Source organism: Butyrivibrio sp. YAB3001 (assembly GCF_900112195.1).
Classification (GTDB): Bacteria; Bacillota; Clostridia; order Lachnospirales; family Lachnospiraceae; genus Butyrivibrio.
Genome location: NZ_FOKR01000015.1, coordinates 88,583 through 102,553 on the forward strand (window position 1 = coordinate 88,583; position 13,971 = coordinate 102,553).

11 protein-coding genes and 1 rRNA gene are annotated in these 13,971 nt (G+C 36.6%); all 12 read left to right on the forward strand.

Going from position 1 to position 13,971, the window contains the following annotated elements; genetic code table 11:
- Positions 1-39 precede the first annotated feature (39 nt).
- On the forward strand, positions 40-2,829 hold the full coding sequence (locus tag BM086_RS15060; RefSeq protein WP_092328427.1) for a glycosyltransferase family 4 protein: 2,790 nt from the start codon (positions 40-42) through the stop codon (positions 2,827-2,829).
- A gap of 86 nt (positions 2,830-2,915) precedes the next feature.
- Positions 2,916-4,526 carry an AAA family ATPase gene (locus BM086_RS15065; protein ID WP_092328432.1) on the forward strand — a complete coding sequence of 537 codons (1,611 nt, stop codon included), beginning with the start codon at positions 2,916-2,918 and terminating at the stop codon, positions 4,524-4,526.
- Between the two features lie 12 nt (positions 4,527-4,538).
- Entirely contained in the window at positions 4,539-4,973 is a 435-nt protein-coding gene (locus BM086_RS15070; protein WP_092328437.1) for a hypothetical protein, read from the forward strand.
- 125 nt (positions 4,974-5,098) lie between these two features.
- The gene (locus BM086_RS15075; protein WP_092328441.1) at positions 5,099-6,223 is read left to right on the forward strand and encodes a DegT/DnrJ/EryC1/StrS family aminotransferase; all 1,125 of its coding nucleotides are present in this window, start codon (positions 5,099-5,101) and stop codon (positions 6,221-6,223) included.
- The gene (locus tag BM086_RS15080) at positions 6,220-7,425 is read left to right on the forward strand and encodes a glycosyltransferase (RefSeq protein ID WP_092328445.1); all 1,206 of its coding nucleotides are present in this window, start codon (positions 6,220-6,222) and stop codon (positions 7,423-7,425) included. Before BM086_RS15075 ends, BM086_RS15080 begins: the two co-directional genes overlap by 4 nt.
- Before the next feature lie 99 nt (positions 7,426-7,524).
- The gene (locus tag BM086_RS15085) at positions 7,525-7,860 is read left to right on the forward strand and encodes a DUF5674 family protein (protein ID WP_092328450.1); all 336 of its coding nucleotides are present in this window, start codon (positions 7,525-7,527) and stop codon (positions 7,858-7,860) included.
- An 11-nt stretch (positions 7,861-7,871) separates the two neighbouring features.
- Positions 7,872-8,177, forward strand: coding sequence for a hypothetical protein (locus BM086_RS15090; protein WP_092328454.1), 306 nt, complete (start codon positions 7,872-7,874; stop codon positions 8,175-8,177).
- Positions 8,178-8,251: 74 nt separating this feature from the next.
- On the forward strand, positions 8,252-9,994 hold the full coding sequence (locus BM086_RS15095) for an ABC transporter ATP-binding protein (protein WP_092328459.1): 1,743 nt from the start codon (positions 8,252-8,254) through the stop codon (positions 9,992-9,994).
- A 254-nt stretch (positions 9,995-10,248) separates the two neighbouring features.
- Positions 10,249-11,151, forward strand: a complete 903-nt coding sequence (locus BM086_RS15100) for a hypothetical protein (protein WP_207650994.1) — start codon at positions 10,249-10,251, stop codon at positions 11,149-11,151.
- Positions 11,152-11,255: 104 nt separating this feature from the next.
- A complete protein-coding gene (locus BM086_RS15105; protein WP_092328469.1) occupies positions 11,256-12,221 on the forward strand; it encodes a hypothetical protein in 966 nt (321 codons plus the stop codon).
- Positions 12,222-12,233: 12 nt separating this feature from the next.
- Positions 12,234-13,085 (forward strand): glycosyltransferase family 2 protein, encoded by an 852-nt coding sequence (locus BM086_RS15110; protein ID WP_092328474.1) that lies wholly within the window; start codon positions 12,234-12,236, stop codon positions 13,083-13,085.
- Positions 13,086-13,520: 435 nt separating this feature from the next.
- Positions 13,521-13,971, forward strand: a 16S ribosomal RNA gene (locus BM086_RS15115); the annotation flags it as partial.

Consider the following 13,971-nt stretch of genomic DNA (forward strand, 5'->3'; position numbering starts at 1 on the left):
TTTTAGCATGACATTGCATTATAAAGGTTGGAAGTATTAGTGAGTGAGATAAACGAAAAAGTTAAGATTGGAGAAGTAACAAATAAAAGAGTGATCACAGCTGCAGAGTTAGCATATCTATGCTACTTTGCTGTTATGCTCGGGGCAAAAGCGGTTGGACTGTATGAGGGGCAGATGCTTTACAATATCTGTCTTGTTATTGGTGCAGCCCTTTTTGCGTGTAAGATTGCTCTTACTAAGCACAATATCGTTGAATACCTGATAATAGTGCTTCTGATGGCTTTAGGAGCGGTTGTATATTTGCAATCAGGCGAGAAGTCACTACTTATCTATTTCACCATGATGCTTGGAATAAAGGGGGTTTCTACTGACAGGTTATTTAAAGTTGGTGGAGCGATATGGCTCACATCATTTGTGACATTATATGTTTTGTCGGTTGTCGGTATAATTCCTGAGTTTAGTTTTTCACTTTTAAGAGAAGGATGGCCTATTATATTAAGACATTCTCTTGGCTATCCACATCCTAATACACTCCATGCTTCATATTTTGTTCTTGTGGCATTTTTGCTGTATTTGACAAGGAATCTGTCTAAAAAATATATTGTTGCAATAAGCGTAGTACTTTTATTGGGTAATGGATACGTATTTATGTATTCTGTCAGTAGGAATGGCTTTCTGATGGTATGCATTTACCTGTTTTTGCATTTATATCTATACCTTCGCAGCAAAAGAACTAAGATAGAAGATTTCATGCTGATGGCGTTATTGCCATTGGGAATTATTGCAATTGTCGGAATACCACTTCTTACTACAGGTGATGTTTTTGAATGGATAAATACTACACTTGCAGGAAGATATGAGTATACAAGATATTATCTTACTCACGAGCCATTGAAACTTTTTGGTATTGAAAGCATTGCTGTCCCGGATAGTAGGTTCGTTATTGATTCGTCCTATGTATATCTGATTTTTCGTTTGGGTATAGTTTCGTTTATTTTGATGCTTGTGCTTATGGTTGCAGCACTATACGATGCAATCAAAAATGACAGGAAGGCAGAAATATCACTGCTTATTAGCTTTTATTTATATGGTGTTCTTGAACTTTTCTTATTTAATCAGTCTTTCAAGAATCTTACTTTTGTATTTATGGGACTTTTTATATTCAAGAAAACTGCAAGATTTGATTCGAAGGCTATTTCTGTTCTCAATCTTGATAAGTTCAAGATTAGTTTACCTTTCGGAAAAACTGAAAAAACTCCAATAATTCCTCTGAATATATGGCTTTGCTCTGCGATACTGCTTGTTTTGATAGGTGTAATAACTAGTCTTTTATATGTTGCCATTGTCCCCTATCCATCTGACATATATTTGCCAAGATCTGAGGAAAAGACATCCGGAGATGGAATAGAGACATATCTTACTTCCGAGCAGGTAAAAGAATTAAAGAAAACAGGTGTTATGATCCGCGGATATGTTGATGAGACAACTCCTGTCTACAGGATGCAGAGCAGCAGCGTGGCGAAAATGGAACGTATTCGTTATACATTTAGCTATGGATTATGGGCTGGTGCGATAGCGTGTCTTATTTTCCTTTTCACCTGGACTGCAAAGAGTAGACTCAGACATATTAAGAGAAATAAAACCATTGGACCGGATTATAAAGAAACGGTGCTTATAGTTCATAACTATTACCGAATTCCCGGTGGGGAAGATGTTGTCGTAGCAAATGAAAAACGTATGCTTGAAGAACACGGGCATAAGGTCGTTACCTATTTTAGGAATAATGATGATGTAAAAGAAGGCGGTTTTTGGCATAAACTGGCATTGGCATTTTCGACGATCTTTAATATCAGAACTTATAGGAATATTTGTCGTATTATAGAAAAAGAAAAAGTTGATATCGTTCATGTTCATAACACAGTTGCAATTATTAGTCCTGCAGTGTACATTGCTGGAATAAATATGGATGTTCCTGTGGTTCAGACTGTGCATAATATGCGATTTGTTTGCCCTAATGGTGTATGCTATATTAATGATCATGTTTGTGAAAATTGCATTAAGTACGGGCTGAAAGCTTCTCTTGTCCATAATTGCTATAGGAATAGTAAGCTTCAAACTATGGCGATGGTAATGACAATGAATCTCCACCGTATGATAAGGACATATTCATATCTGAATTTTATATGTTTAACTGATTTTAATAAAGAAAAGCTAATGACAATTAAGCAGATAAATCCAGATAATGTTTTTATCAAACCAAATTTTACAAGGCAAGAGCACTCATTTGTCCCATATGACAAGAGGAAAAATCAGATTGTTTATGCGGGAAGATTAGAAAAGAAAAAGGGAGTTGATTTGCTTCTTCAGGCATGGATGAAACTTGGGGACAAGGCACCTAGATTGATTTTGTGTGGCTCTGGAGAACTCGAAGGTTGGTGTAAAGAATATATTGAGAATAATGAGCTTACAACTGTTGAAATGAAGGGACAAGTGCCTAATGATGAGGCTAAAAAGATAATTGGCGATTCATTGGCAATGATACATCCAACTCAGCTTTATGAGGGATTCCCCATGACAATAGCTGAATCCTATTCCATGGGAACCCCAATAATTGCTTCTGATATAGGAAATGTAGGAAGTCTCGTAGATGAGGGTATTTCAGGAATCAAGTTTAAGAGCAATTCTGTTGTAAGCATGGCCAAGGCAGTTGAAACCTTTATGGAAAAGCCAATTCACCTTCCGGAAGAATACTTAACAAAATACTCTGAGGAAAACAATTATCTCATGCTGAAAACTATTTATGAGACAGTTAGAAAAAATGGGAATTGAGTGTTTATGCATAAATCTGTAATCTTAAATGGTTCTATGAGATTTTATTGAAGAAGAAAATACATCATTAGATGGAGGAACCCATAATGGGAATGTACTTAGATTCAAGTGATGGTTTTACTCTATATGAAAAGGTTCAGAATAGTAAATGGTACGTAGATAAGACTGAACTGATACCAGAGGTTTTTTCAAGAATAGGGACATCTGAAAACTATATATGCATTACAAGACCAAGAAGATTTGGTAAAACTGTAGCTGCAAATATGCTGTCAGCGTATTTTTGCTGTGAAAAAGACGCTCATATTTTATTTGACAAATGTAACGTTTCTCAAAATATCGATTATGAGAATAACATAAATAAGTTCCATGTTATCAGCATTGATTTTAGTAAAATGGATGACTCATGCGATAACTATGAGAAATATATAAGTAGGATAAAAACATTACTTTCCAATGATCTTCGAAAATGTTTTCCTGATGTTGAGTTTACAGATGACAGTAATGTTGCAGAGGAGTTAAAACAGGTATTTGAGGCTACAGGAGAGCAGTTTGTCTTTATTTTTGATGAATGGGATGCTGTTTTTCATATGAATTTTATTACTGAAAAAGACAGGCACAGATATCTTCTTTTTCTAAAGAATCTTTTAAAAGACCAGGCATATGTAGCAGTAGCCTATATGACAGGAATATTGCCGATTGCAAAATATTCCAGTGGATCTGAACTTAATATGTTTATGGAATATACCATGGTTGGTGAAGAAAAATTTAGCAAGTATTTTGGATTCTGCCAAGAAGAAGTTGAGAAATTGTATTTGAGTTTTTTGTCAGAGGAAAAAGAGCCGAGACTGTCTTTAAATGATTTAGCACAATGGTATGATGGTTATCATACGATGTCTGGTAATAGAATCTATAATCCAAGGTCTGTTTCAGTTGCTCTTACTAATAATAATTTGGGAAATTATTGGACTAGTTCGGGACCATATGATGAAATTTTCTATTATATTCGTAACAATATTGAAGGTGTAAAAAATGATCTTGCGAGAATGGTCACCGGGCAGCAGGTTCGATGTGAAGCTAAAGAATATGCGGCTACATCAATGAATCTAAAAACAAGAGATGAAATTCTTTCAGCAATGGTGGTTTATGGTTTTTTGACGTATTCTGATGGCTTTGTTATGATACCAAACAAGGAATTGCTTGGACAATTTACTGATATGCTATATAAGGAAGAGTCATTAGGCTACGTTCATAGATTGGCTAAAGAATCAGAAAAGATCCTTGATGCTACTATCGACGGAAATGAAAATGTGATTGCAGGCATATTGGAGCAGTTTCACGATACTGAAGCACCTATTTTGCAATATAATAATGAGTCGGATTTATCTGCAATAGTGAACCTTGCCTATTTAGCGGCGAGAGACAGATTTGATGTTCAAAGAGAAGACAAAAGCGGAAAGGGATTTGTGGATTTTATCTTTTATCCCAGGAAAAATGAAAAAGTCGGCATCATTTTGGAATTAAAGGTTGATTCAACGGCAGATGAGGCAATTAAGCAGATTAAAGATAAAAAATATGTGAGCAGGCTCCAAGGGAAAGTCGCTGAATCAAGTATGATAGAAGAAGCTATCTTAGTTGGAATTAGTTACGATAAAAAACAAAAGAAGCATGACTGTAAGATAGAAAGAATTAGTATTTAAAAGGGATAAACTATGTGGAACATTTTAGACAATGAAGGAAAAACACTTGCCATTGTAATAAAACATGATTTTAATCAGCCGGGAATAACGTTCTGCACACCGGATGATTACTCTCAGCAGATGGCATACATGCATCATCCTGCTGGACATGTGATCAAGCCACATGTTCATAATGAAGTAAAAAGAGAAGTACTTTTTACCAAGGAAGTTCTTGTTATTAAAAAGGGAAAACTTCGCTGCGATTTCTATTCAGATGATCATGAATACATTAAATCTGTCATTTTGGAATCAGGAGATGTGATACTTCTTGCATCCGGAGGGCATGGATTTGTATGCCTTGAAGAGACAGAAATGTATGAGATCAAACAGGGTCCATACGCCGGAGAAGCAGATAAGACAAGGTTTGATGCAATACCTGATGATAGAATCAATATAGAAGTCGACTAATCAGGGGGGTCAGATTTGATTAATATGACTGAAACTGGAGAAATGTCGACATATCCTGATGTGGGGCAATTAGGATAATAAAAAGTACTGTTGTTGTAAAATTTTTAAACTAAGTGGTGATTATTATGAATAAGAAGATATTTGTTTGTGAACCATATTTAAATGGAAACGAAACTAAATACGTAATGGATGCAGTTTCTACAGGATGGATTTCAAGTAGTGGAGCGTACGTTACTAAATTTGAAGAAGCATTTTCAGGGTACTGCGGAGTTAAGCATGGTATTGCGGTTTGTAATGGCACAGTTGCGCTTCATCTTGCGCTTGCTGCACTTGGCATCGGGAAGGGCGATGAAGTTATCATACCTTCATTTACCATGATTGCGACAGCATTTGCAGTTTGCTATGTGGGCGCAATGCCAGTGTTTGTGGATGCTGACAAGGATACATGGAATATAGATGTCAATAAGATCGAGGAAAAGATAACTCCAAGAACAAAGGCAATAATTCCCGTTCATGTATTTGGTAATCCCTGTGATATGGATGCCATAACCGAGATTGCAAAAAAGCATAACCTCTTTATTGTAGAAGATGCAGCAGAAGCACATGGAGCGACCTACAAGGGGCGCAAAGTAGGAAGTTTTTCTGAGGTAGCATGCTTTAGCTTTTTTGCAAATAAAAATGTCACCACAGGTGAAGGTGGAATGTGCGTAACAGATGATGACAATTACGCAAAGCTTTGCAGATATTATAAGAATGTATGTTTTAATCCTGATGGACCAAGAGATTATCTACACAATGATATTGGCTTTAACTATCGCATGAGCAATATTCATGCTGCGATTGGCCTTGCTCAGACTGAGAAAGCTGATGAGTACAAAAAGATGCGTATGAATAATCATGCTCTTTATAAAAAATATCTTGAAGGTGTTGATGGAGTTGTATTCCAAAAGGATGAAAAGGACTCTGAGAATGTTGGATGGATGAATACAATTGTTCTTGATACCGATAAGTACGGCAGAACCAGGGATGAGCTCATTGTGCAGCTTAAAGAAAATGGAGTTGATACAAGACTTCTTTTCAAGAGTATGAGCATACAGCCGGCGCTTAAGAAATATGGCTGTGACTGTAGCGGCAAATATCCTGTTACAGACTGGCTATCTGAGAATGGTTTTTATCTTCCAAGTGCGTCTAACCTTCCAGAGGAAGATATTAAAGGAATTTGTGATATTATAAAGGATTTTGCACGATGAAAGTAGCTGTGTATTTTGATGATGTGTCACCTGAAAAAGGTGGCGCATCTAGTTTACTTATGACAATTGAAGATGAACTTAAAAAACTTAAGGGAAAGTACGATATTGTCATATGTTATAATGGCGGATCAGGTCATCCGTATAAGACTAAAAAGGATGACTTTGAATATATAAATGTGGATAAAGTAAGACTGAATAATCTTTTTAAGATGTTCTGTCTTAATACCAAAAACAGCGTAAGAAATGCCATGTTGCGCTTTTTTTATCATAATGAGAGGTTGTACAGAGAATCTTATCTTGACTATTTGGCAGAAAAAGAGGGTATAGATATTTATTGGTTCACTTATCCTGCAAATGTTGATCTGACAACACCGTTCATATATTCGCTTTGGGATCTGGGACATAGGATACTTCCGTCTTTCCCGGATACAACAAAACCTGCGTACAGATGGAAAGGGCTTGATGAGCAGTATTCAAGGCTCTTGGGAAAGGCATCTTACATCCTCACAGGTAATGAAACAGGAAAAAAAGAAATCCTTGAAAACTATAATGTCATGGCTGATAAAATCAGAATTGTGCCATTTCCTGTGACGTTTTTCTGCTATGGACCGGAAGAAAAGCCTAAACTAGAGCTTCCGGACAAGTATTTCTTTTATCCTGCACAGTTTTGGCCCCACAAGAATCATATTTGTATAATTGAGGCATTAGAACTACTTCGTAAAGAAAATGGTATTGACGCACATGTTCTTTTTACTGGTTCTGACAAAGGAAACAAGCAGTATGTTGCGGATATGGCTAAAGAACATGGTGTTGACGATTTAGTACATTTTGGCGGGTTTGTGACTTACGAAGAGATGAAATATATTTATACTCACGCTGAAGGAATGATTTTCGCATCTGTAAGCGGACCTAACAATATTCCTCCTATTGAGGCAGTTTACCTTGAATGCCCGCTCATTATTTCAGACATTCCAGGACATCAGGAACAGATGGGAGAAGGAATAATGTACTTTAATGGTTACAAGCCGTCCGAACTTGCAGCGCATATGAAAAAGCTTCTTAGTGACCCGTCTGAGAAGAAAGCAGTTATAGTGAGACAACAGTCGATTCGTAATGAGATTGTAAACTATAGTTATAGCGAGCAAATGGCTAAGATACTTGATGAGTTCAAGGTCATCTGTAAGAGATGGAAAAAAGTGTGATTAAAACATTAGATAATTTCAAATTATGGCATGATTTTTTAGATTCTTTTGTCGTGAATTTGTACAAGGTTAAGGTATTAAATAGTAGGGGGAATATAAATGATTTTGAATCAGATAATGTCTATCGATGATATGTGGAATAATCATAATCATTTTTATGATGATATGGTTAAGTTTTGCATTGACAGGAAAAGAAAAATTGTTGCAATAGATGCTGACATGCATATTGATTTAGAAAATGAACTCTATGATGATGGCTCAGATACTAAGGATATATATGGCGGCAATATTATGAAAGATCCTATTGAGGTTGTGTGGGAATCGCATCCGAATATAGACAGAAATAGGGAGTTGGGGATAGGCAGAGGAAGAGAATTAACAGATCAGACAACAATAGACGAGTTATTCGACATTTTGAAGTCATGGATTAAATGAGGTGTCAAACGATGACAAGCGAAAATTGGGAAAAACTAAGTTTAAAAGAACAAATGTCAAATATCCACGGGGAGGTAAGACGAGCGATAAGGGCACGCAATAACTATAGAAATAGCATTTCGAAGGAAAATCACACGGATTCATATATAAATAAAATACATTCCCTTGTTATATTAACTTGCAATGACCCTAAAAATGAGAGAAGAAAAAAAGAATTACTTGATGAGGAAAACGAAATAATCAGATGGACCAAAGGCGAAGTAGATGATGATTATATAGAACATTACTGGAAACAGTATACAGATGCTATTAGTTAAGGGAAATACTATATTACAATTAAAATATGCGAGCAACCTCAGCGTATGTAAAATAGGTATGAAGGATTGTGGTAATGATAAAAAAAGTTTATTCAGTTTTAGATAAGCATCAAAGATCAAGGATGTTTATTTTGCTAATACTAATTGTTGGAGGGGCAGTGTTTGAAACTATCGGCGTTTCTGCAGTGTTACCGTTGGTGAACGCAGTGACTGACCCGACAATTATCGATGAAAATGCGAAATATAGGTTTGTCAGAGATTTACTAGGAGTCCAGAATTATAGGACATTCATCCTGATTATGGCATTAGGACTTGTGGGAATATATATTGTTAAGAATGTATACCTTGTCTTGATGACAAACGCACAGAATCATTTCACAACCAATAATCAGAGAAGACTATCTGTAAGACTTATGAAATGCTATATGAATCAAAGTTATCTTTTTCATGTTGAGCACAATATTGCAGAGCTTGAAAGAAATGTAAATCAGGACGTGGAAAGCTTTATTGGGGTTTTAACAAGTATTTTACAGCTTTTTTCTGAAATCCTTGTATGTGGGATGATATCGCTGTTTCTTTTGATAACAGATTTTGTTACAACAATGCTTATGGTTGTGTTACTATTTATCTTCCTGCTTTTATTTGCAAAAGTCTTTAGAAAAAAGCTTCGTAATTACGGTGAACAGACCAGAGAATATTCAGCGGCTAAAAATCAATTTTTCCTTGAATCATTTGGTGGAATAAAAGAGATCAAAGCATCCAGTAAGGAATCTTTTTTTGTGGAAAAATATGATACTGCTTTTAAGAACTTTGCTTTGGCTGCGCAGGGACAGATGCTTCTAAGTTTTATTCCAAGACCTATAATGGAATCGCTTAGTATTGGTGGTCTTTTGCTTTTTATGTCTATAAGAATTGCACTTGGCACTGATGTTGAAAAATTTATTCCAATCATGTCAGTGTTTGCAGTGGCAGCCATCAGAATGCTACCGTCGTTTAACAGAATCAGTGGATATCTTAGTAATCTTATGTTCAACAGAGCGGCAGCTGATGCTGTTTGCAGAGATATCAAGGAGATGGAAAGGCTCAATGCTGAGAGTCAAGATAGTGAAGAAAAGAAAACGATAACTAATGGAGATATCGTTGTTAAAAATGTTACGTTTGCTTATCCTGCCCATCCGGAAAAGAAGATTGTGAATAATGTTTCATTTACTATTCCGTATAATAAGTCTGTTGCTCTTGTTGGACCTTCGGGCGCAGGGAAAACCACATTGGCAGATATTATTCTGGGTGTCCTTAAGCCGGATGATGGCGACGTTATGGTTGGAGATACTAATGTAGTAGAATATCCAAAATCCTGGCATGAGCATATCGGATATATTCCACAGGCTATTTTCCTTACTGATGATTCAATACGCGCAAATGTTGCATTTGGCATTCCTAATGAGGAAATAGATGATGAGAAAGTATGGAAAGCTCTTGAAGGTGCTCAAATTGCGGATTTTGTAAGAAACCAGGAAGATGGTATTTATTCCAATATTGGAGAACGTGGTGTAAAGATTTCCGGAGGTCAAAGACAGAGAATCGGTATTGCCAGAGCTCTTTATTCGGATCCTGATGTTATAGTCCTTGATGAAGCTACATCTGCCCTTGATAATGAGACAGAGAAAGCCGTAATGGATGCAATTTATCATTTATCCGGTAAGAAAACTATGATAATAATTGCACATCGTCTTTCTACTATTAGCGAATGCCAGCTTATTTACGAAGTTAAGGATGGAAAAGTCGCGCAGGTAAAATATGAGGATATCTGTCAGTGATGCATTTTATATGTAGGCTTGTAAGATATTCCATTTGATTTATTACAAGCATTTATATGATGTCAGACTTGAGAGTAACCGATAAAATTACATTATTTATATGTTTTGTAGATTGGATATGCACAGGTATTTGCAGATAGTATACATAATAAATAATCATGGATTTTGAGTTTAAAAGATACGAGATAAAAAACAGAATAAAAGGATTTACAAATAAAGCCGCATACTCCCTAGAGGAGCACGGCTTTATTGGAATGGCAGATTTGTTTTCTGTACATACAAGGTACATTGGAAAACAAGTGATGTCAGATGATGATACTAATAGGTATATTGCTGGAGCTTTAGGCAATAGCAGCGGGTTCATGGTTGCGAGGCTTGGAGCGGTCGAACTAAACTATATCTACAACTATCTCAAAGATAAGAATGGTATGCGTGATGAACGGCAGATGAATGAAGCACTCCGCATGCTTTGTTTTAATGCGGGTTTTTTTCCAAGAGAGGAAAAGGCAGCAGAGCGTCTGGCTAAAATGTATCTTGATGCAGTAGAGGTTATGGATTTATGCGGTGTTTGGAATGTATTCATGGAGGATTACATTTTAAAGAAATATGCACCTGAATGTAAATTTACCAAGCTTGCGTTTTTGGAGCCATGGAATACCAGGACAGGTAATCCATGGTCTAAGGCATTAATGGGGAAAAAGGTTGTTGTAGTTCATCCATTTACTGACACGATGGAAAAACAGTATTTAAGTCGTGATAAACTCTTCACCAATTCTTTTGATAAAAATGCCATTTTGCCGCAAATGAATCTGAGGTTTGTTAAAGCTGTTCAGTCAATTGGAGGTCAGGGAACTCCTGGCTTTAACTCCTGGTTTGACGCTTACGACCATATGTTAAATGAAATACTGAAGGAAGATTTTGATGTAGCTATTTTAGGCTGTGGAGCATACGGATTTCCGCTTGCTGCTGACATAAAGAGATCAGGCAGAAAGGCAATTCATATAGGCGGTGCAACGCAGCTTTGGTTCGGAATAAAAGGAAAGCGTTGGGAGAGTAATCCTGATATCAGCAGATTATTTAATGAGTATTGGGTAAGCCCTTCGGAAAATGAAAAACCTGAACATGCTGAAGGTGTAGAGGATGGGTGCTACTGGTAAATGTTATCGGTGAAATAAGGAAATGGTTGACCCATATTCAATCAAATAATTGATATGTATAAGACAGCACACTAGGAAAAAAGCATAAATATAGGATAATTGTAATGTTTGAAGAACAAGAAAAACTAAAGTTTTCCCCAATCGTACTATTTGTATATAAGCGTCTTGATCATGTAACTAGGGTGGTGGAAGCTTTGAGGAGGAATCCTGAAGCAAAGGATTCAATTCTTTATATTTATTCAGATGCTCCGGCTAAGGAAGAAGATAAAGAAGGCGTTTGGCAGGTAAGAGATTATATAAAAAAAATTGAAGGTTTTGCTGACGTTATTATCATAGAACGCGACAAGAACTGGGGAATTGAAAAGTCAGAGATTGACGGCATATCGTCAGTTTTAAAAAAACATGAAACCATTATTGTAATAGAAGATGATATAGAAGTTAGTGACCAGTTTCTAAAATACATGAATTATTGCTTATCTGAGTATAAGAATAATAAGGGCATCTACACAATAACCGGATACAGTTTCCTGAAATCATTGCCTGAATATGATGGTAAATATGGTCTGACAAGGTCATTTGCTGCCTGGGGATGGGGAACCTGGAGAGACAGGTGGCAGAATTTTAAACATGAACTTACAAAAGAAGACCTTAAGTTTGTCATGCATCATAAAAAGAAACTTGATAACGGTGAAGATTTTTCATATCTACTGATGCATCAATACAAAGAAGATTCACTTACATGGGATGTGATGTGGTATTATTCATGTTTTTTCAATGGTGGAAGAACGCTTTTTCCATACAATACTCTAGTTAATAACATCGGAATGGATGGATCGGGTGTTCATTATAATGGTGAATCTGATAAAAATAGAATTGAAGCAATTAACGAACGGAAAGAAATTGTTTTTCCGTTGTTGATTAAAGATATCAACGATACAGCATCCATACTTGTAAAAGAAAAGCAAAATCTTGATAAAAAAAGTTTTATCAAAGCGATTAAAATGACTATGCGATTTTGGTTGGATGGTCTTTGTCTGGTATTATTTGGCGAGAAAAGCAGAAAAATTTGAGGCAAATATTTAATGCAAAATAAAGACTTTAGCAAAAAAAGGCCTAAGGTATTATGCCTTGCGACTTTTTTTAACAGAAAAGAAAAAACTGTAAATGCAGTGCGAAAACTTATTGACGGAAGTCCGGGTGTCGAACTGTCATTTTGTTTAGTTGATGATGGCAGTACAGATGGAACTTCTGAAATACTAAAAGATTTTCCTGGTGTTCATGTACTGTTTGGTTCAGGCAACTTGTTCTACAGTGGAGGAATGCGTAAAGCAATAGATTATGCGAAGAACACTGATAATAAGTATAACTATGTGCTGTTATTTAATGATGACGTTGATTTCTTTCCTGGTGCGCTTGAGAGATTAATTGATTGCTCGGGAAAATACGATTCTCATGCTATATGGGTAGGACCTACGTGTGATGATTCTGATAAACTAAGTTATGGCGGTGTGCGCAGAACAAGCGCTATCAGACCAAATTGCGAAATAGTTATGTCAAAAGAGAGAGAAGGGCGTGAGTGCGACACATTTAATGCAAACTGCGTTCTGATACCATGGAATACTTTTCTTGAGCTTCCTAATATTCCGACACCTTATGGGCATTCGATGGGAGATTTTGCATATGGTTTTGAAGCTCATCGTCGTGGAATCAAGATTTTGGTCATGGATCAGTTTATTGGAAAATGCAATGATAATTCCCAAAAGGGAACATGGCTTGATACTGAGCTTTCTTTTTCTGAGAGAATAAGAAAAAAAGAAAATCCAAAGGGATTGCCATTTAAAGCATGGTTTTATTATCTTTTGACAAATTATAATATTTTTACTGCTATAGTTTACTCGATAATTCCTTATGCGAGGATTATTTTGCGTAGGTAGACAATACTGCTTAGAGATAGTATACTGAAATGCTGATAATTTACCATATTGGATGCCTATGATCTATTGGAAACAGTGATTTATATAATTATTGTGTTCTGAAAAAATTCAGCGAAAAAAATAATTATAAAAAAATAAAAAAATGTGTTGCATTAATTTATGAGCAGTGATATATTATAAATCACCCGCTGCTGAGACGGAACGAAATAAAAAGTTTCAGTGAGTTGGAGAAAAAATATTAAAAAAGTTCTTGACAATCTTTAAGAACTGAGTTAATATGAATGAGTTGCGGCTGAGAGCTGCAAGAACAAAAGCACATTGACAAATAAACAGTAATGCAACCCTGAAAAATTCCAAAAGAATTATTCAGAACGAAGATAGTAAATAACGGACAGAACAAAAGCCAAGCTTAAGTTCTGGCCAGATCAAACTTTTAAACGTGAGAGTTCGATCCTGGCTCAGGATGAACGCTGGCGGCGTGCCTAACACATGCAAGTCGAACGGATTTTGCTCGCAGCAGAGACTTCGGTCGAAGCTTGAGTAAAGTTAGTGGCGGACGGGTGAGTAACGCGTGGGCAACCTGCCTCATACTGGGGGATAACAGTTGGAAACGACTGTTAATACCGCATAAGCGCACAGTGTCGCATGACACAGTGTGAAAAACTCCGGTGGTATGAGATGGGCCCGCGTCAGATTAGCCAGTTGGCGGGGTAACGGCCCACCAAAGCGACGATCTGTAGCCGGACTGAGAGGTCGGACGGCCACATTGGGACTGAGACACGGCCCAAACTCCTACGGGAGGCAGCAGTGGGGGATATTGCACAATGGAGGAAACTCTGATGCAGCGACGCCGCGTGAGTGAAGAAGTATTTCGGTATGTAAAGCT

Excerpts from the sequence above, each read along its gene's own strand:
- BM086_RS15065 (WP_092328432.1), top strand. The coding sequence starts at position 2,916 with ATGGGAATGTACTTAGATTCAAGTGATGGTTTTACTCTATATGAAAAG.
- BM086_RS15070 (WP_092328437.1), top strand. The coding sequence starts at position 4,539 with ATGTGGAACATTTTAGACAATGAAGGAAAAACACTTGCCATTGTAATA.
- BM086_RS15075 (WP_092328441.1), top strand. The coding sequence starts at position 5,099 with ATGAATAAGAAGATATTTGTTTGTGAACCATATTTAAATGGAAACGAA.
- BM086_RS15080 (WP_092328445.1), top strand. The coding sequence starts at position 6,220 with ATGAAAGTAGCTGTGTATTTTGATGATGTGTCACCTGAAAAAGGTGGC.
- BM086_RS15085 (WP_092328450.1), top strand. The coding sequence starts at position 7,525 with ATGATTTTGAATCAGATAATGTCTATCGATGATATGTGGAATAATCAT.
- BM086_RS15090 (WP_092328454.1), top strand. The coding sequence starts at position 7,872 with ATGACAAGCGAAAATTGGGAAAAACTAAGTTTAAAAGAACAAATGTCA.
- BM086_RS15095 (WP_092328459.1), top strand. The coding sequence starts at position 8,252 with ATGATAAAAAAAGTTTATTCAGTTTTAGATAAGCATCAAAGATCAAGG.
- BM086_RS15100 (WP_207650994.1), top strand. The coding sequence starts at position 10,249 with ATGGCAGATTTGTTTTCTGTACATACAAGGTACATTGGAAAACAAGTG.
- BM086_RS15105 (WP_092328469.1), top strand. The coding sequence starts at position 11,256 with ATGTTTGAAGAACAAGAAAAACTAAAGTTTTCCCCAATCGTACTATTT.
- BM086_RS15110 (WP_092328474.1), top strand. The coding sequence starts at position 12,234 with ATGCAAAATAAAGACTTTAGCAAAAAAAGGCCTAAGGTATTATGCCTT.